Here is a 20,676-nt window from a genome sequence, read left to right on the forward strand (position 1 = left end):
ATTGCTTTTTGAATAACAAGTATAATAGATGAGACAATAATATTATTTAATGTATACTGATTCATTTTATTCGTATTAGTATAAAGGCGATCATATAATGGATGCGCGCTATTAATTAAGATTCTGATATTTGAAGAGTCAAATGAGTCTGAATATACATCAACCCAATCCATCCAGATTCTCCATAAGCCACTTTCGGGATCATGGAACTCTTCGATAGGGAATTCTGAACCATCTCCATCTACAGAGACAGAATATGCTAGAAGTGGTTCTGAGCTAAGCTGCATCCCGATTTCATCAGCTTGGAAAAGGGAAGTGTTATGTAGTTCATGAACGATTAAATAATATTCAAAAAAGATAGTACCTCGTAATGAATTTGGTTCGAAAACTTCTTCAAAATCAATCTCAATATTTGAATCTTTCATACCGAATTTTTTAAGAATAAGATTCTCAGTAAAGTTTGATGTTCGAGAATGTATTTTTACAGCAATCGCTAAGGTGTTTTCTTGAGCGGTTACACCCTCTAGACCAAATAATTTAGACGGGTGTTTGATTGAAATTGATTGTGTAAGTTGTAGTTCATTTTCGGTAGGTGACCAAATACTATCATATTCATTGATTTTGTAGGAATATGAATCGTCTAACTCTATGGTTTTTTCATCATTTAAGACATCGGCATATGACAGCCTTGGAAGCGAGAGGTAAATGCCTGCTTCTTTCATTAAGTTTTCATCAAGCAGTTTGTATAAAAGAAATTTTGAACTCATTAGTCATCACCTTCTTTTTTGATATGTTCGGTATTCATCGACAAGCTAGGAGCCATAGATAAATCATGTATCTCGATTTCAATCGTTCCTTCGATAACTAATTTTTCTTTATTTGGATTTGGTATTTCGAAACTAGCTGATTTTTTATGCGATGTATCTGTAACATTGTTTACTTTTTTATTAGCGATTTTTGTTAATTTAACTTTATTAATAATAAACGGAAAAGGAAGCGAACCTTCAAAAGTTTTATTCCAACTTTCTTGGTTATATACCTTATCTGTCGTGAGAACAGTAAAGAATAGCGTGCTCTTTGTATCTGCTTGCAAGGTCGCGTTAAATGATACTGAACGTAAATTCTCAGAAACAAACCCAATATCAGTGACATTGATGAGCGAATTCGGTGCCAATGTGTCTTTTTTCTTTTTTCTTTGAGGCTTTTGCTGAATTGTAGCAGATTTACCAAAGTTAGACATAGGTAGGAACATATTACCGAAGTGTCTACTTAAAGCTGATGTACGCCTAGAAGCCTTAGCTTCAGTATTATTTAAATCTGTTGATAATTCTTTAGCAACTGATCTTTTTATTCGATTGACAATAGTCACTCGCCCACTATCAATGATTTTATCAATCCAAGTTGCATGGTCTGCATTCTCAGTATCTCGAAGATAGCTTTCAAGGGTAGAATAATAATTCAAGTATTTCTTATGCAAATTACCATCACTATTAGGTACAAAGACAGCAAAAACATATGAATTTTCTTCAAGGGATAAACCCTTCATCCATTCATTGTCGTTGACAACATATTCAACTACCATCCCTGGCTTTCTCATATAAGCAAGAATATTTGCTCCATAAGGGCTACCGTCTTTAAAAGTCGCGTTACCAATATAATTAATAGGGGAGATAAATCCACTATTTTTATACGCCTTTAAGTCATCGATACTTAATTGCACATAGGCTAGATAACCAATCGGAATCTTATTATTCGACATCCCAGTAGAGGCTAAATGAATCGCCTTTGCTTGAATTCTTTTATGTGGTTTAGGACTCTCAGTTGAGTCTAATTGTATAGCGTATGAATACAATGATTGAAACCAACTAAAAGTCAAACTGAAATTTTCGGGTCGAATGGTACGTCCATTAACTGAAGGAACTAATATAGAATTATTAGTAAACTCACTATAATGGCGGTTATAAATTCTTGGAAAATACCATCTTTGAATAGCCTGTATAATAGATTCTTCAATATCAGTTTCCCAAGGGAAATCATTTTTTGAATTGTCTTCCATAGTTATTTTTGAATCATTTATGAAAGGCACAATTATAGTTGTCCCTGTTTTATCCCCACTGTACGATTTAACCCCTAATGAGCTAATAAAATCAGAGATAAACTGAGAGTCTGTAATCGGTAATGTTTTAGCATAGATATCTGAAGATTCTTTCTCGCCCCACCAAGCAATCCCTCTGTCGTTATTAGGCATAATTGCATCTGATTTATCAGAGTCTTCAATAAGACAGGCCGCTAATCGTTCCTCGTATTTATTATTATGCTTAACGCGTGAGTAGTATATGACAATGCCACTGCCCATTCTGAAGAAACTAGTTTTTCCTAGACCCCATGATCCACCAGCATCTACTTTGTCTTGATTCATATTTAGACCGTAAATTAACTTATATATATTACTGTTATTAAGTTCATCTTTATCATCCGTGTTAAACTTTCCCGTTAAACCGGACGTATTACTATCTCTAATAGCTACAATAGTTGACTCTCTTGGAAATAATTGCTTAAGTCGAGTATCGATAGAGTCAAAATGATGAGCAATTTTATTTGTTGCGATTTTGTCAATGGTTACGTCAATATTTGTTTGATCATTCTTAGGTAAAGTGGCATCAAGGCTATTTTGGAATGATTCACGAACAACTAAATCGACTATTGGTAGCGAATCATTCTGCAAAGACCGTAATATAGCTTTTCCAGAAGGCGCCATTCTGTCATCTATACGTGCAATTTCAATTTTCATTCTTCATCCTCCTTATGGGAATCGCCATCATCCTCATTAATCGGAACAACAATTTTAAGTTTTCTTGCAAGATTTTTATTTTTTCGTGCACCTGGAATCATGAGATTGATTCCGATTAAATCTTTTTCGAAGTTTAAAGGATATCTATTACTTGAAGTACTTCGAGCTTTCCTAAATTCTTCTTCAGTTTGCTTTCCTTTGTCAATTCGATAGATCACTAATTGTGGCACGTTACCCAGTCCATGTTTAGCTCTAAGTTGTTGTGCTTCTCTACCAGAAGGGCTCTTTTTCATATCTTCCGAATTTAATTGTTCGATATCGCTGATTAAATCAGAAGGTGTCCGTAACGCACCAATTGATACTGTTTTTCCATCATTTTGTGCTTGACCTAATCGCGAACGTTGGATGTTCGGTGGGTTATAACCATGAATATCCCAACCTGACTGATTATCCGATACTTTCGGGATATTTCCTTTCGAAGAAAGTATAATATTCCAATTAGCGTAACCATTCTCTTCGCGAGTATCATCGTACCAATCTAGAAAAGCTTTAATATTTGAAAAGGCAGTATCTTTATCACTAAAAATCATTGATTCTAAGTACTTTTTAACAAAATCATATTCAACATCACGCCAAATCATTTTATTTCTAGATAAGTCAAATTCATCAGTAAGAGAGTTCAAAAATTTTTCTGTCACTGTCAAATTATTTTCTAAAACTGATAGCTCGTTTTTAAATAGGATTGTTTGACGATTAAAACCAGAAAAATCAATATCAGATAATTCTGCTGATTGCATTTTATTACTTGAAGTAATTCTTAAAAAATTATTATTAGGTGAATTTTTAATTTTGACTCCAGCTTCATATGGTAAGTAAGTTTTAGCACTCATATCTTGAATATCTTCAATAAGTTCAGAATTTAATTGAGTAATGAATTCAAATCGTCTTTTAGTCTCACTATCCATCCAAACTCGAGGGAATAATTCATATGTAGGACGGTAACCAAACCATCTTCCCATTTGATATAAAGTATCAGCTTGCTTTGTTTGACGGATAAAGTAAGAGCTAACAAGTCCTTCTAAGGTTAAACCTCTAGAAAGAGTATTCCCGCCGACTACAATGAACAGTGGAGCAAAGCTAAGTCTCCTTTCAGGATAAACTAGTCGAACATGTTGGTTCTCAACGCGAGTCTGACTGTTATCTATAACAAGATGGAATCCTTTATGATACTCTAAAGCCTCATCATCTTTTAAACCTATATGATCAACATAATTTTCGTTATTTGAGTTGATTAGGCCTTTAAGTTGGATTAAAATATCCTCCCATTTAGGATAGTCATTGATGAACTCCTTACTTGAGTAAGATGTGACTGCTTCAGAGAAATCCTCTTTAGTAAATTCAGTCGATTCATGTTCAAATAATTCTTTTAATTTATCAAAGTACTCTTCACGATTCTCACGCATGCTCTCTAAATATGCACGAATTAAAGAAGCCACTTTTTCTTGATCAGCAATTTTTAAACTTGTATGAACTAACATTGATACGGGTTTCGTAAAACGTAAGTGCCTTTGCATTGCAGAAACCAACACGAACCAATCAATCGCTTTTTGAAAACTAGGCGGCAAATAGTTAGTATCCCCTTTATGCAGAGATTTTATTAATTCTTTATCTGTATCACTGATTGTTCTAATGATGGGTAAGGAAGGACCTGTCTCTGGTTCTGCTAAACCAAACATTTTATCAGCACCAAGATAGTCGCTTGAAGGTGTTAAGGTATAGATAAAATCTTTAGGGAATAACGAATAATCCCCAATTTCATTTAATACATTTGCATAAGGCGTACCAGTATAAGATATATAGTTGACTGCAAGGGCTTGCTTTCCGTTAAAACCATTTACTAAATCGAGAACTTTTTTATTAATAGTACTTCTTTCTTCATCTTCTAGTTTTTTTGTATTAATACTCGCTTGATCAGCTTCATCATCGATAATGAGTATTTTTAACTGTTTTAATTTATTTGGATCCGAATAAAGCCACTTTGCCAAATTATCTAGTCTAGATTTATTTTTCAATGAAACAACGAAATATTTCTTTTTGCTATGTTCCTGTAAGTTAATATTATTCCAATTATTCGGTGCACTTCTATCTGAAACTTTTGGATTATCAATATTAGTCCAATCCCACCAAGCTGCACCTTTATTTGAGTCTAAATCACCATATAACCTGTTAGCTGTTTGGATACGTAAATTTTCGATCACTCCTGATAGAATAATAAAAAAATTAAATCCGTTATCAGCAGCTATAGACATAACTGCCGCCATATTAGCTGTTTTTCCCGATTGTACATCACCGATCGTTAGCCCTTTAATTGCACCGCTTTCGCGTGTGTCCATACTTAATTGTTGGACTATGTTGAAGGCATCATCTTTAATATTTGCAATGGATTCAGCTGAAAACCCTTTGCTGACAAGTTTTCTCTCATATTGTTTCCATTGAGAATATGGATCGTCTGATAATATTGCATCATTTTTACTATTTTTAGATAATAAAGTTGTTTTTTTACTTTTAGAATCACTTTTCATATATTTAACAAGTTGCTGCCAAGTTGAATAATCAATATCTGTATCATTCGGTTTAAGCATTTGAAACTTAAACTCTTCAAATGCTTCTGAACCAATATCCTTACGTGTATAGAAATCGAAATCTGAAAGTGAGTCCCAACTTGTTTCATAATCCGTTCTGCGTTCTTCGATATAATTTCTATAAATATTAAATTTTTTGTCGCCAAAGTTTATGCTCATATAAACGCTCCTAGTTATTATAATAGTGTCTATATTATAACAAATGTTTGACTGAATAGAAGGGAATAAATTAGGTTTAATAGCATTAATACTGTCTTTTTTTAAATATATTTTCCATCAAAATATCTAATAGTCGACTAAGTGAATTTAATACGATAATATTAGGAAAAGTATAAAATTTAATGCAATTAAAACAGAATATTTTTATAATAGTACGCCATAATTTAAAGGGAGTGATTGGAGTGTCAGAATTATTTTGGAATGATCAATCTGAAAGTCAAAAAGAAGAGTATATTGAGATGTTGAAAATTTTAGGTTCACTATCAAACCTTTTTTCTGATAGCAATTCACCTTATCTTTATTATCGGGCACATGAGAATTTATTTTGTGCTTCATTTGATGCCAAAAACTTATCACGTGGTGACGTGTCTTATGATGCAATAAAAGACAGAGTTGGTATTGGCTTAAAAACATTCTTGCAAAATAATGGACGGACGTATCAAAAGGTCGCAGAGTTTAATGGTGATAGTGATAAGATTCGTAAACTCAAAAGTCATGAAGAGATTGTTTATATGATAGCTGAACTTAGAAATAAACGAATCGAAGTAACTCAAAATATTACAGATGCAACTGATTCGGTTTATCACTTAATTACTAGAGAGCCAGGCAAGATGAATGTGTTTGAAACACCTTTAGATTTAGTGGACATAAATTCTATTCGCATACAAAAGAAACAAAATAAAAATACTATTCGATTTACTGACAAATACAACGAATATTCCTATTCATTATCTAAAAATACACTTCTTAAACGATTTTATACTCAAGAACAAAATAAAATTGTAACTTTTGATGTAGACATCTTAGAAAATCCATTTGAATTACTAAAGTCTATGCAAGTTAAGATTGCTGATTCAAGACTTATTTCAGAATCGAAAGAAAACTATATTGTTTTACCTTTATATTCGCCAAATCGTGGAGATGTACCACAGCGTTCTGGATTAAATCAATGGAATGCTCAAGGGAGAGTGCGTCATCCTGATGAAGTGTACATACCTATTCCAGCATGGATTCATGAAACGTTTGATACATTTTTTGCATACGCGAAACAAAGGAAAGTAAAAGGGGAGAGTGCAAAAGATTCCCCAACCTTTCAAGTGGAGTTACCTAACGGTGATGTCATGAAGTGTAAAGTAGCACAATCCGGAGGCAAGGCACTGATGTCGGATCCAAATAAAGATTTAGGAAGATGGATATTAAGAGACGTCTTGAAGATTGTACCAAATCATCTGGTTAACATGAGCACCTTAAATGAAATAGGCATCGATAGTGTTAAATTAACAAAGAAAGCAGAAGATTATTATCTATTAGACTTCATGGAAACTGGCTCATATACTGAATTTAAAGAAGAAAACGCATAAAATTTAAGGTCAGAATAATTTCTGGCTGCAAATCACGTCTCATAATGATATAATAATAGCTTCGAAAACAAATTATAAAGGAGAGAGCAAATGCAAGAATCTGTAAGTTCTACAATAAAAAGCAAACATACAATTGCGTCATTCTTTGCTGGGGTTGGTGGAATTGAGCTTGGTTTTGAACAAACCGGCGAGTTCAGGGCCGTATATGCTAATGAGTTTGATAAAAAAGCACAAGTGACTTATCGAACAAACTTTCCGAATACATCACTAGATGAAAGAGATATTCATGAAGTCGAAGCAGATGAGATACCTGAAGTGGATATTATTACAGGAGGCTTCCCATGCCAAGCTTTTAGTATTGCGGGTTACCGAAAAGGCTTTGAAGATGAACGAGGAGATTTATTTTTTGAGTTACTTCGTATGATTAAAGAAAAGCAACCGAAAGCAATATTTATTGAGAATGTGAAAAATATGGTTACTCATGATCATGGAAATACCTTTAAAGTAATTCGTGAATCGTTAGTAGCAAATGGTTATTATATAAAATGGAGTGTCCTAAACGGTAAAGATTATGGTAATATACCGCAAAATCGTGAGCGGATATATATTGTTGGGTTCGATAATAAAGCTGCTTATGATACGTTCGAATTTCCAGAAGCAATTAAATTATCAACGACGCTTCAAGATATTATCGATTACGCCTCTGAAAAAGATGAGAAGTATTACTATAGAGAAGGTAAGCAACCTTTTTACGATAAACTTGAAGAAGAAGTTGATTCATATGAATCTGTTTATCAATGGCGAAGACAATATGTTCGTGAAAACAAATCAGGTGTGGTTCCGACCCTAACAGCAAACATGGGAACGGGTGGACATAATGTACCTATTATTTATACTGACTCAGGTATCCGTAAACTTACGCCTAGAGAAACATTTAATGCTCAAGGTTACCCAGCTAATTATGAATTACCTGAGCTTGCAGTTTCACATTTGTATAAACAAGCAGGTAACAGTGTCGTTGTTCCAGTTATACGTCGAATTGCTGATAAAATTTCAGAAGCATTGAGTAAACATGATCATTTAAGCCATCAAAGCTTGAATGAAGATGTTAAATATGCCGTGATTTATACTGACTTTAAAACAAAAAATTCAGGAGAGAGCTATATATTCGGTTATGCGAAAGACATGAATGAAGTCAATGACATGTTAAAAAACAAACCAGATTGGTTCCCAGTGATTGACAACACAGATTATAGAAACATTGTTAAACAAGGAAAAGCTATGGCATTTTATTCTATAGTTGACCTAGACTAGATTAGCCCAGTTAATGGGCTTTTTTTGCTACCATCATCCTTGAAAAGCGAACATATGTTCGCTATAATATAAATATATTATTTTATCTTGGAGGAAGAACAATGACATATAAGGTGGTTTCTTTATTCTCGGGTGTTGGAGGTATTGATCTTGGGTTTGAACAAACTGGAAAGTTTGAAACAATTTTAGCAAATGAGTTTGATATGCATGCCGCAAAGACTTATTCTTTAAACTTTAATAATCAAATAATTGTGGATGATATTCATAATTTAGATGCAAGTGAATTGCCAGATTTTGATGTCTTACTTTCTGGATTTCCATGCCAAGCCTTCTCAATCGCTGGTTATCGAAAAGGGTTTGAAGATGAAAGAGGCGACTTATTCTTTGAAACTCTCCGAATAATTAAGGAAAAGCAACCTAGAGTCGTTTTCTTAGAGAATGTAAAAAATTTAGTTACTCATGATCATGGGAATACGTTCAAAGTAATAATGGAAGCACTAAGTTATCATGGATACTATGTTAAATATAAAGTAATGAATGCTAAAGAATACGGCAATATCCCCCAGAATAGAGAAAGAATTTATATTGTGGGATTTGATAACAAGGAGGATTATCAAAATTTTTCTTTCCCCCAAAGTATAGAATTGACAACACCATTAACAGATATCATTGATTTTAATGGAAAAATCGATGATTCCTTTTACTACACAGCTGATAAACATGCCTACTATCTAGCATTAGCCGAAGGAATTACCTCTCAAGATACAATTTATCAATGGCGTCGTAAGTATGTCCGTGAGAATAAGAGTGGCGTAGTTCCAACTTTGACGGCTAATATGGGAACAGGTGGCAATAATGTGCCATTAATTCTAAGTGATTATGGTATTCGCAAATTAACTCCTAGAGAATGCTTTAATACACAAGGGTTCCCTCGTGATTTTCAGCTCCCTGAGGATATAGCTATATCTCAACTTTATAAACAAGCAGGAAATTCTGTTGTTGTACCTGTTATTCAAAGAATTGCAGAGAATATTGTTGATGCTTTAGATGGAATAATGGCTGAAAGTGTACAATTAGAATTATTTGTATAAAAGGTAAGTCAAATTCAGATATAAAATCAACCACTGATAAATGCTGTAAATAAAGCATTTATCAGTGGTTTTCTTCTTGTGTCATAACCTATTAATGCTACAATAACGATGAAAAACCTAGGGAGGTTACAGTCATGAAAGTGTATTTTGCAGCATCTATTCGTGGAGGTAGGGCGGATATTTCTATTTACAAGCAATTGATTGCTTATTTGTCTAATAACCACGAGGTGTTAACCGAACATATTGGGGACGATAGTATAATTGCCTCTGGGGAAGTTGAACGGACCGATAAAGCCATTCGTGACCGCGATATTCAGTGGATTGAAGAGTGGGATGTTATGGTGGCTGAGACGACTAACCCTAGTTTGGGAGTCGGATATGAGTTGGCTTACGCTGAACATATTGGCAAACCAGTTATAATTATACATCGAACAAATCAGAGTCAATTGTCTGCGATGATCGCTGGGACAGATTATTTTGATAGTATTTATTATTACGAAGAGATTAAAGATGCTATTGGAATTCTTGAAGCACAATTAGGGAAGGAAGAATAACAATGATAGACAAAATTGCACGGGATTTTTCATTAGGTGAATTTGAGTCAGCTTATTCCTATCTTTCTGAAGATATTAAGTGGCATGTCGTTGGCGAAAGTAAAACGCAAGGTAGAGAAGCTGTTATAGCAAGATGTAAGGAAACTCGAGCTTACTTCGATTCAATTAAGACGTATTTTACCGTGTTTAAGCTCATTGAGAGTGGGAATCAAGTGATTATAACAGGTTCAGCTATCATTGATAATAATGGCGCTGTGTCGCGAATTGATGCATGTGATCTGTATACTTTTGATGAAGAGAATCAGTTGATTGAGATAGAATCATATTGTGTGTCGATTTAAGAATAGGGTTGGTAACAAAGCTACATTGTTATCAATCCTTTTTTATTGGAATTTAAAAACAAACTACTAATAACACTCTAATTATATTCAGAATATATATGTACTAAATTTGAATATATGATAAAATTAATTTATAAACATTCTTGTTATATAAATCAAAAAGAGGTGCACTGATGAAAAAAATGTTTCTCGTCTTAAGTAGCATGTTGGTGTTATCAAATGTTGTTGGTGTGTATGCACAAGAGGATATTGAAAGTGAAATTGCTCAGAAAGAAGCAGAGTTAGAAGAGTTACGTAATCAACTTGAAGAAACACAGAGTGATGGTGAAGGTGATCCGGTAGAAGGAACAAATGTAGCGCAATTGGAGAAAAGAGTTGCTGTAGGTAATTCAAATTCAGATGAGCAGATTAGACAGCTATTAGCACTCTTTGGAATGGAGAGTAATGATCAATCTAACTTAATAAAAATTGATGGTGTTACTTTAAATGAACTTATCAGTGACGGTTCAAATGAATCAACAGATGTTTACTCAAGTGTAATGGTCGATATGCCAGAAAGTGGTTCGGGAGTTAATGTTGAAATACTAACTCCAGAAAATATCACCGTGGTGTCTGAATCAGCTTATCAAAATGCTGCAATTACGGCAGGAGCAACGAATGCAGATATAAAAATTGCATCTGTTATCGCAGTAACAGGTGAAGGTGCTTTAGGTGGTGTATATGAAATATTTGATCAAGCTGGTTATCGTTTAGATGCAGAAGATATTCAAACCGCTGAGAACCTTATCCAAATAGAAGAAGTATTATTAAGTGAAACAAATATGTCGGAAAGAGAAGTGTCCCAGTTAGTTACTCGCTACAATTTGGCTATTGTTCATGCAGTAGAAGGTAAGGAAGCATTAACTTTACAAGAAGTTAATGAAATACTTAGCGAAATTCTAGCTGATTACAATTATCAATATAGCGAAAATGTACAATCTTTACTACTAGATCACGGTGTTGCTTTTTCTAAATCATCAGTATCTAAAAACCCTGACACAAGGGCAGCCCTAGAAGAAGCAATGAGACAATACGAATCAATTAACCAAGTTTATAACCATGGTGAAATTCAAGTCGAAATTACCGATATGTATTTAACAGATGAAAGAAATGAATTTCTCTCAGAAAATTTTGATAATGTATTCACAGTTCATTATTCAGTGATGAATACAGGAGAAACGGAAACTCATGCTGGATATGATTTTGCATTGTATGTTAACGGTCAAAAAGCAGATGATTATTATTTAAACGATGATTTTCAGACGGCGGTTTCATCCAATCGCCAAGCGGATGTTAAACAGAGCTTTGGATTTAATGGGACAGCAAACTTAGAGGATATGGAGCTAGAACTAATGGACATGAGATCCTATGGGAAACCTCCGGTTGTAATACCGCTAGATGGAAGCGAGCCTTCAACCCCAGAAGATCAAGCTGCCGATGTAGAAAACGGAGTATCGAGTGAGTTTGCAGAAAGTGTGGAGAATGAAGAACTTGTAGAAATTCTTCAAGCATTTTATGATGCGGGACTTAATGTTATGGAACCTAAAATTATGACGCGTAATGATTATGGAATTGCGCCATTACTAGCTGAAGAAGCTGTTAGTTTTGGAGCACAATTTGCTGAGTTTATTTTTGAGAACGAAGATGGAAGCATTGAACAATTCAATTATGGTAGATTATTTTTAGTGAGAGATGAAAATGATCTTCAAACTATAAAGGCTGTGTATGATGATTTAGGGAAAGAAGCAGCTATGTTATATTCTCATACTTATTCAAAAGGAGATATATTACTTCAAATGGGTGGTGATGTCTCGGATGAAGACTTTGCTTTATATACTGCAGTGATTGATGAGGTAGTGGAATAAAGCAATTAGAGCATCTAACTTTAATTATGATATATAAAACTATCCCGCTAAATTCATGTTACGTGAATTTAGCGGGATGGTTTTAATTTTATACGATATTAAACCTTCAAATCACTGATACACCCAATGATTAGGCTCTGTCTCAATTAATTGATTCTCAGGATTATAGAACGCTTCATCTGGTTTATAAATAATTCGATGACGTTCTTTTTCATAATCTGGATCTGGTAATGGGATGGCTGATAGCAAACTTTGTGTATAAGGATGCTTCGGATGATCATACAAAGTATCAGCGTCCGCGACTTCAACAATTTTTCCTTGGTACATCATACCGATTCGGTCACTAAAGTACTTTACCATTGATAAATCATGGGCAATGAATAAGTAAGTTAAGTTATGTTTGACTTGTAACTCCTCTAGCAAGTTAATAATTTGTGCTTGGATTGAAACGTCTAAAGCAGAAATCGGTTCATCACAGACGATGAAGGTTGGTTCAACGGCTAACGCCCGAGCAATACCAATTCTTTGACGCTGTCCGCCAGAGAACTCATAAGGATATCGCGTAGCATGGTCTTTGTTTAAACCTACGGCCTCAAGTAATTCATAGACACGTTCAGCCCGTTCCTTCTTGTTTCCTACTAGATTGTGTACATCCAAGCCTTCCGCAATAATATCGTTAACCTTCATACGCGGGTTAAGTGATGCGTAAGGGTCTTGGAAGATCATCTGAACTTCTTTATTGAAGGCTAATTTACTTTGAGTGGATTGTCTTTCGGTCCATGACTTACCGTCAAAGATAATATCCCCATCAGTTGGTTGATATAAATTAACGATGGCACGCCCAATTGTTGATTTACCACTGCCTGATTCACCAACTAAACCAAATGTTTCACCGCGGTAGATATCAAAGCTGACACCGTCGACCGCTTTGACTTCATTACGAGTACCTTCATTATAGTATTGTTTTAACTGTTTAATCTGAACAAGAGGTTGTTTCTTTATTGGCTTGTCTGTCATTGAATCTCCCCTCTCTTTAGTTTCAATTCAAAGTGTTCATAGCGTTTTTGAATGGGCTCTGGCACTGTAATTGCTGGCGCCTTTGGATGTAAAAGCCAAGTTGCAGCGTAATGTCCCTGTCTTACTTCGAATAAGGGTGGTTGTTTAACAAAATCAATGGCCAATGAGTATTCATTCCGAAAGGCAAAAGCATCTCCTTCAGGTGGATTTAATAAGTCCGGAGGTGTTCCAGGTATGGCATACAAGCTTCCTTTTGAATCTGGGGTTGGCATTGAGCTTAATAAGCCCCAAGTATAAGGGTGCTGCGGATGATAGTAAATATCATCGACCGATCCAATTTCAACAATCTTACCTGCATACATTACGGCAACTCGGTCAGCCACATTGGCGACGACACCTAAGTCATGTGTAATAAAGATAATAGTCATTTGTTTCTCTTTTTGAATTTTTTTAAGTAGTTCAATAATTTGAGCTTGAATGGTTACATCGAGTGCTGTGGTGGGTTCATCTGCGATTAATATCTCAGGGTCTCCCGCAAGGGCAATTGCTATAACGATTCTTTGTCTCTGTCCTCCAGAAAACTCATGTGGATATTGCTTCATTCGTTCTTTAGGATTGGCTAAACCACATAAATCTAAGAGATTGATCGCTTCATCCACCGCATCTTTGCGGCTCATCTTTCTTTTCTTCTCAAGCACTTCTGTAATTTGTCTTCCGATTGAAAGTGTTGGATTCAAAGCGGTCATAGGATCTTGGAAAATCATCGCAATTTGATTTCCACGAATCGCTTCCATTTGCTTGTTTGTATACTTTAATAAGTCATTATTTTTGAAGATAACTTGGCCACTTTCAATCATCGAATTTTTGCTTAATAGTCCTATAATTGAGCGAGCCGTTACAGTCTTACCTGATCCCGATTCACCAACAATGGCTAAGGTTTCTCCTTGATAAAGATTAAAAGACAAGCCTCTGATTGCTTGTAATTTCCCAGAAAAAGTTTGGAAACTAATGGCTAAGTCTTTTACTGTTAATACTTCTTCCTTCAAAATATCACCTATTCTTTCATTTTCGGATCGAATGCATCTCTTAAACCATCAGCTAAAAGGTTAAATGAAAGCATAATAATCGAAATCACTGCTGCTGGATACCACATGAGATGAGGTAAGAATCGGAATGTTTTGTAACCGTCATTAATAAGAGTTCCAAGGGATGCGTTAGGAGCTGGAATTCCGATACCAATGAAGCTTAAAAAGGCTTCAAAGAATATTGCTGACGGTAAGGCAAACATGACTTGTACGATAATCAAGCCCATCATATTTGGTAAGATATGTTTGAACATAATTTTAATAGTGGGTTGACCTAACACTTGTGCAGCTAAGACATATTCCTGTTGCTTGAGTCGAATTGTTTGAGCTCGCACAACCCGAGACATCGTAATCCAACTGGTTAAAGCAATGGTAATAATAATCGAAACCAAACCGGGATTCATAACTAAAAGCATGAGTACGACAATAACTAAGTTAGGAACACCGGATAGAATTTCAAGCACTCGTTGCATGAGGTTATCCACGCGTCCGCCCATCCATCCAGAAATCATACCGTATGCAATTCCGAATATTAAGTTTATTAGCGCTGCTGCGAAGGCAACTATTAATGATATCCGTGTTCCGAAGATGATGCGAGACAATAGGTCTCGACCTAAACTGTCAGTTCCAAGATAATAATAAACTCCTTCAGGTACACCAGATTGGTCATAACTATCAATTAATGTACCCCCACGGTTTACAGACGTTCCATTGAACCAACTAAACCCTTCTAAACCAGGAATTTTTGGTGGTAGATTTGACCATGCAGGGTTTTGCGCATTTGGATCATGTGGCGCAAAGAAGGGTGCAAACACAGCGATAATGATAATCAAAGAAATAACAAAGAATGATATCATCGCGCCTTTATTCTTTTTGAGACGACGCCAAGAATCTTGGAGGAAGTTTAGTGTAGGAGCGACAATTTCCTCATTTCGATCAGATTCTAATTGAACTTTAGTTGTAAATAGTGAGTCGTCTATATCTTTTGTGTGTTCTACAATTTTTTGATTATAGTTTGTATTAGGAATCTCTGTATGTGACATTTACTTACCTCCTTGTGTAACACGCATCTTAGGATCGATCAATCCGTAAAGAATATCTACAATGAGGATAATGACAACAAGAATAACTGAATACATGATTGTCACACCCATAATAGTTGGATAATCGTTCACTAGAATCGACTTTGTGAACTGTTCTCCAATTCCAGGAATGGAGAAGATATTCTCAATAACGAGTGATCCAGTCATTAAACTAGCAGTTACCGGTCCTAAGATAGTTAATAAAGGAATAATTGCATTTCTTAACGCGTGTTTACTGATAATATATATTCTTGAAAAGCCTTTGGCTTTGGCGAGTTCAATATAATCGCTATTAAGCACTTCAATCATCTCCGTACGAATGAACCGGGCAGCTTCAGCCGTCGGTGAGATTGCTAAAGCAATCGTCGGCAGGATGCTGGATAAGAAGCCATCTCGCCAAAAAGCAATCGGTAGCCATTCTAAGTCGACGGCAAAGATGAATTGAAGTAATACAGCAAAGACAAAGTTTGGAACGGATCGTCCGCCAATAGCAATCGTTGAAGTTAATGTATCAATCCAAGTGTTTTGTTTAACTGCTGCGATAATTCCAAGAATGGTTCCCACAGTTGTTCCAAGCACCATCGCTTGGAGTCCTAATTGAATCGAAGGTCCGGCTCTATCTGCAAGAATTTGTGTCACAGGGATATTATTGAACTGGAAGGAAACACCAAAGTCTCCTTTGAGTACATTTCTTATATAATTAAAGTATTGAATATGAATGGGTTCGTTTAATCCATACTTTTCATATAATAAGGCAAGTTGAGTCTCAGTTAATAATTCTTCGTTGGCAAAAGGTGACCCTGGTAAAAATTGCACCAATAAAAAAGTTACAGAAATAATAATAAATAATGTAACTGCCATTAATGCAACTCTTCGTAAAATATAACGAAAATATTGTGTCATTCTAAACCTCTTTCTATTATATAACTGTGTCATGAATCGGTATACGATCATGATACAATTTGACAATTGACTACACTAGCAACATCTTAATAACTAGCAACGTAAGTCCGTTGAACTACTGAGCAGAAATATATACTTGAGTAAATCATAACTTCGACCAAAAGGTAACACTTTCAAGCCTTTTACTTCTGGGGCAAGCCAGAAAGGATTGTCTCTTTGGTAAATCGGAGCTACAGCTGCTTCTTCTTTAATACTTAGTGTTTCAGCTTCAATTAAAGTTTCCCAACGGCCATCTAAGTCATTTACGATGTCATATTTAGCTGAGCAAATAAGTTCTTCTCGACAGGTCAACATCAGAGACAAGTAGTTCTAAGTCTATTGTATCAAATTCTAGTTCTTCTTTGGCAGTATTCCAATCCGATTAATTATAATGTTCTTTATCGAAGGCTCGAGAAATCGCACGTCTTAAAGCAATGTTGCCCGTGTTTTCACGAGCTGTATTGAAACCTAAGTAACCAAACTTTGCTTTTGGAAGGGTATGAAGAATATCACGTCCTGTTCACTAGCTTTGAATCAATCAACCCCAGTTCTGATTTCTTTTATCACAGATATGTGAGCAACATCAAGGTATACATTCTCAGCGTCCCAATAATTATCATTTTTTACAAAAGTCCATTCCAAGTTTACACCGATCCAACCTCTTCACAGGCAAGAAGCGAGTCGCTAAAAATAACTTTGGAAAGTAATCAGCCTGGTACTCAAGTATAATTTCCAGTGTCTTTTCATCCAATGCCATCCCCTCTTTCGATGAAAAAAAGGCCCTTCTGTCAGAAATGTTCTAACAGAAGGGACGAATTTATCGTGTTACCACCCAGGTTCCGAATTACTTTCACAAGTAATCGCTCAATAAGTATCAATGAATACTTTGCGCGTTATCGGGCGCAACCGTCGATTTAAGTTGAATCATTCGAATGCTCCAAGTTCATCTTCATTCACCTTTAACTATCTGTTTTCACCAGTCAGACTCTCTAATAAAGTTAATTAAGTAAATGACTCGTCTCTTCATTGCATTTTCTCATGGAATATTAATGATATAGTACTAATTATAAAAGCGTTAGTCAATAGTTCTGCTTTTGCTTCTTTTTTATTTTATTCATTTGTTTTTAATAAAAGTTGAAATTTATATTTGTTCTTTTATAATACATCTTAATTATATTACGAAAAGAAAGAAGGACTATGATGTACTCAACAATACTTGAACGATTTATCCGATACGCTCGGTTTAATACACGAAGTAACCCAGCCAATAAACATATGATCCCTTCATCACCAGAACAAGTCGAATTTGCTTTGAAGCTTGAGAACGAATTGAATTTATTAGGGCTAGAAGAGGTATTCTATGATGAACGTGATGGTTTCGTCACAGCTAAGGTATCTAGCAACCAACCAGACGAAGATATTCCAGCGATTGGTTTTATGGCTCACATAGATACAGCTGACTTCCCATCTGAGAATGTAAACCCACAAGTTCATTACAATTATGATGGGAAAGATGTTGTGTTAAACAAAGAGTTAGATATTGTGATGACCGTCAAAGAATTTCCTAATTTAAAAGATTATGTTGGGGAAACATTAGTGACAACGGATGGGACAACTTTATTAGGAGCGGATTGTAAAGCAGGGATGGCATCAATTGTTGAGGTAATGAAACATCTTATCGAGAATCCTGAGATTCCTCATGGAGATATTTGGGTAGCATTTGGACCGGATGAGGAGATTGGGATTGGTGCAAGTCGCTTCATTGCAGAAAAATGGCCCGTTGAATTTGCTTATACCGTTGATGGAGGACGAACTGGCCAACTCGATTATGAAACATTTAATGCGGCGCAAGCGGTTTTAACTTTTACTGGTACGAGTGTTCACCCAGGAGCAGCTAAAGATGTCATGGTAAATCCATTAGCGGAAGCAGCGAAGTTTTACCAAAAAATCCCAGCGAATGAAACTCCTGAAACTACTAGTGGTTATGAAGGATACTATATGTTAGGTGGTCAAACTGGGGACTTAAACTCAGTGACTGCGATTTATAATATTCGCGATCATGACTTTGATAAGTTCGAAGAGCGAAAAGCACAAATTAAGGAATGGGTCGATGAACAAAACGCTACTTATGCTTATCCAAGAATTTCATGTGTGATTACAAATCAATATGCAAATATGGGAAATATAATAAAAAATGATTCAAGATCATTTGATTTAGCGAAGCAAGCTTACGCAGCAGTTGGTGTCACACCGAGAATTAACCCTATGCGTGGTGGAACAGACGGGAGTCATCTCGCTTTTAAAGGCATTGCGACACCTAATTTATTTAAAGGGTCTGAGAATTCTCATGGGCAATACGAATTTGTTACCGTGGAAAGAATGAAATTAGCGAGTGATGTCATACTATCTATAATTGAACTCGTCCAAGATCAACCAGTGGTTTATCACATCTAAACAAGAAAAAAGGTCGAACAAAGAGCGCTAAGCTCCCTGTTCGACCTTTTATTGTGGCATGTTATTCAGTAACATAAGTTGTACGTAAGTTAATTGTACGACCAAATGGATAGACTTCAAAGTTTTGAACACGTGGATCTAGTAAGTAAGACGATGAAGCTTGGTAAATGGATGCAGTAACTGCATCTTCTGCAATACCAATGCGTTCAGCTTCCAGTAATGCTTCACGACGTTGTTGAGGATCAGTTGCGTATTCAACCTGTGCTGCTTCTACAAGAGCATCGTACTCTTCATTTGAATATTCAGCAAAGTTGATTCCGCCATCCGTGCGATATTGTTCAATAAAGTTAATCGCATCTTGGTAATCAGGTGCCCACGTTCCATAGAAGATATCGAATTCTAGATTTCTTTGGAATTCAATACGGTTTTGTAATGGGACACTACGAATTGTTAATGTTAAACCAGGTAGGATTTCTTGTAATTGAGCTTGTAAATATTCAGCTGTACGTCCTGATAGGTCAACATCTGATGTTAATAATTCAAGCTCTAATGAATCCACACCTAACTCATCAAGTCCCGCTTGCCAATCGGCTTGAGCTTGTTCGACATCATAAACTAAGATATCTCCTTGCTCATCACGGAAATCAACACCGTCTTCACTCACATCAAATCCGACAGGTACTAAACCATTTAATGGTGTTGAACCATCTTGAATAACCGATTCTGCATATAATTCTTTATCGAATGCTTGTGATAAAGCACGACGGATATTCGCGTTACCAGTAGCTTCTCTAGTTGTATTATAACTTAGATATCCAACAGTAGATTTAGGTACGGAGTAGAAAAATTCACTTCCAGCATATTGTTGTACAAAGTCATCTGTTAAGACAGCATAGTCGAGTTGTTGCGCATCAAATAAATCAGCTCCCGTACCTGTTTCTTTCACTACTTGAACGAGGACATCTTCTAAGTAAACATTATCAACATCCCAATAGTTAGGATTTTTCACTAGATTCCATTCAAGGTTTGAACCGTTCCAGTTTTCTAATGTGAAGGGTCCATTACTTACAAGATTTTCTGACGAAGTAGCATAGCTACTACCAACTTCTTCTACGAAAGCTTTGCTAACTGGTAAGAATCGACTTCCTGTTAGCAACTTTGGTAAGTAAGGCGCTGGATATTCAAGTGTAATTTCCAGTGTTAAATCATCTAAGGCTACGACGCCCAATTCATCCAGTTCCATGTCACCATTTCGAATACTTGCAGCATTTTTAAAGATTTCGACCGTCGTTGAAGCAACTGAACCTGAATTAGGATCAACCAAACGTTGGTAACTATACACAAAGTCATGCGCTGTAACAGGATCTCCATTACTCCAAGTTAAGCCCTCTCTTAGTGTGAATGTATAAACGAGCCCATCATCACTAATATCAACATCCTCAGCTTGACCTAATTCAACTTCACTCCCCGTTGTTACACGGTACAACCCTTCATTGATTTGACCGATCATATCTGATGTAGGGACATCATTGTATAATGCACTATCTAAAGTCGATAATTCTCCATTAGTTGCGATACTTAATGTTTGTTCAACAGAAGGATCCACCTCTGGTGCATCTTGAGCAGAAACAGGAACACTTGAAAACACGCTACCTAATGCCAAAGTACTAATCAAAAGAGAGACAACTTTCCTTTTTAATTTCATTCTCAACACTCTTCCTTTTCTAAATAATATTTCTTTCAATTTAGCACGTTCAAATAATAAGTCAATGATAAAGATTAAATTAATAAAAAATTAGAAGTATGATAAATAAATAAGTTTAAAGGATTTTTATTATTTTCCCAAAATAGGGGTGACACTTTTTCTAAAAAATACGTT

At 35.6% G+C, this 20,676-nt stretch carries 16 protein-coding genes and 1 other annotated feature; of the genes, 7 read left to right on the top strand and 9 right to left on the bottom strand.

Features of this window, described 5'->3' with window-relative positions; translation table 11 throughout:
* From HW423_RS07265 to HW423_RS07275, 3 genes are all read right to left on the bottom strand, one after another.
* Nucleotides 1-767 (bottom strand): hypothetical protein (locus HW423_RS07265; protein ID WP_218931274.1); only part of this gene is annotated, 767 nt, incomplete at its 3' end.
* The gene (locus HW423_RS07270) at nt 767-2,791 is read right to left on the bottom strand and encodes a hypothetical protein (RefSeq protein WP_218931275.1); all 2,025 of its coding nucleotides are present in this window, start codon (nt 2,789-2,791) and stop codon (nt 767-769) included. The genes HW423_RS07270 and HW423_RS07265, both read right to left, overlap by 1 nt.
* A complete protein-coding gene (locus HW423_RS07275; protein ID WP_218931276.1) occupies nt 2,788-5,592 on the bottom strand; it encodes a Z1 domain-containing protein in 2,805 nt (934 codons plus the stop codon). The genes HW423_RS07270 and HW423_RS07275 overlap by 4 nt, the downstream gene beginning before the upstream one ends.
* A gap of 242 nt (nt 5,593-5,834) precedes the next feature.
* Between HW423_RS07275 and HW423_RS11425 the strand changes: the two genes are divergently transcribed.
* The 6 genes from HW423_RS11425 (at nt 5,835) to HW423_RS07305 (ending at nt 12,217) form a co-directional block, all read left to right on the top strand.
* On the top strand, nt 5,835-7,013 hold the full coding sequence (locus HW423_RS11425) for a phospholipase D-like domain-containing protein (RefSeq protein WP_218931277.1): 1,179 nt from the start codon (nt 5,835-5,837) through the stop codon (nt 7,011-7,013).
* Nucleotides 7,014-7,103: 90 nt separating this feature from the next.
* Nucleotides 7,104-8,327 carry a DNA cytosine methyltransferase gene (dcm, locus tag HW423_RS07285; protein WP_218931278.1) on the top strand — a complete coding sequence of 408 codons (1,224 nt, stop codon included), beginning with the start codon at nt 7,104-7,106 and terminating at the stop codon, nt 8,325-8,327.
* Nucleotides 8,328-8,428: 101 nt separating this feature from the next.
* Nucleotides 8,429-9,418, top strand: coding sequence for a DNA cytosine methyltransferase (gene dcm, locus HW423_RS07290; protein WP_218931279.1), 990 nt, complete (start codon nt 8,429-8,431; stop codon nt 9,416-9,418).
* Nucleotides 9,419-9,552: 134 nt separating this feature from the next.
* Nucleotides 9,553-9,972, top strand: a complete 420-nt coding sequence (locus tag HW423_RS07295; RefSeq protein WP_218931280.1) for a nucleoside 2-deoxyribosyltransferase — start codon at nt 9,553-9,555, stop codon at nt 9,970-9,972.
* A 2-nt stretch (nt 9,973-9,974) separates the two neighbouring features.
* Nucleotides 9,975-10,313, top strand: coding sequence for a nuclear transport factor 2 family protein (locus HW423_RS07300; protein ID WP_218931281.1), 339 nt, complete (start codon nt 9,975-9,977; stop codon nt 10,311-10,313).
* 173 nt (nt 10,314-10,486) lie between these two features.
* The gene (locus HW423_RS07305) at nt 10,487-12,217 is read left to right on the top strand and encodes a DUF1002 domain-containing protein (protein ID WP_218931282.1); all 1,731 of its coding nucleotides are present in this window, start codon (nt 10,487-10,489) and stop codon (nt 12,215-12,217) included.
* A 111-nt stretch (nt 12,218-12,328) separates the two neighbouring features.
* On the opposite strand, the gene HW423_RS07310 is transcribed toward HW423_RS07305, so the two are convergent.
* The 5 genes from HW423_RS07310 to HW423_RS07330 form a co-directional block, all read right to left on the bottom strand.
* Nucleotides 12,329-13,234 (bottom strand): ABC transporter ATP-binding protein, encoded by a 906-nt coding sequence (locus HW423_RS07310; RefSeq protein ID WP_138405226.1) that lies wholly within the window; start codon nt 13,232-13,234, stop codon nt 12,329-12,331.
* Nucleotides 13,231-14,280 (bottom strand): ABC transporter ATP-binding protein, encoded by a 1,050-nt coding sequence (locus tag HW423_RS07315; protein ID WP_235956390.1) that lies wholly within the window; start codon nt 14,278-14,280, stop codon nt 13,231-13,233. The genes HW423_RS07310 and HW423_RS07315 overlap by 4 nt, the downstream gene beginning before the upstream one ends.
* Before the next feature lie 8 nt (nt 14,281-14,288).
* On the bottom strand, nt 14,289-15,362 hold the full coding sequence (gene opp3C, locus HW423_RS07320; protein ID WP_218931283.1) for an oligopeptide ABC transporter permease: 1,074 nt from the start codon (nt 15,360-15,362) through the stop codon (nt 14,289-14,291).
* Entirely contained in the window at nt 15,363-16,304 is a 942-nt protein-coding gene (locus HW423_RS07325; protein ID WP_218931284.1) for an ABC transporter permease, read from the bottom strand. It abuts the gene before it with no gap.
* A 93-nt stretch (nt 16,305-16,397) separates the two neighbouring features.
* The gene (locus HW423_RS07330) at nt 16,398-16,658 is read right to left on the bottom strand and encodes a hypothetical protein (RefSeq protein ID WP_218931285.1); all 261 of its coding nucleotides are present in this window, start codon (nt 16,656-16,658) and stop codon (nt 16,398-16,400) included.
* Nucleotides 16,659-17,147: 489 nt separating this feature from the next.
* Nucleotides 17,148-17,379, bottom strand: a binding site (T-box leader).
* A gap of 164 nt (nt 17,380-17,543) precedes the next feature.
* Between HW423_RS07330 and pepT the strand changes: the two genes are divergently transcribed.
* A complete protein-coding gene (gene pepT, locus HW423_RS07335) occupies nt 17,544-18,797 on the top strand; it encodes a peptidase T (protein ID WP_218931286.1) in 1,254 nt (417 codons plus the stop codon).
* A 61-nt stretch (nt 18,798-18,858) separates the two neighbouring features.
* Here the strand turns inward: pepT and HW423_RS07340 are convergent, their stop codons facing one another.
* Nucleotides 18,859-20,502: a peptide ABC transporter substrate-binding protein gene (locus tag HW423_RS07340; protein WP_218931287.1), complete on the bottom strand. Its 1,644-nt coding sequence runs from the start codon at nt 20,500-20,502 to the stop codon at nt 18,859-18,861.
* Nucleotides 20,503-20,676: the final 174 nt, after the last annotated feature.

Source organism: Ruoffia halotolerans, from assembly GCF_014049385.1.
In the GTDB taxonomy this organism is placed as follows: domain Bacteria; phylum Bacillota; class Bacilli; order Lactobacillales; family Aerococcaceae; genus Ruoffia; species Ruoffia halotolerans.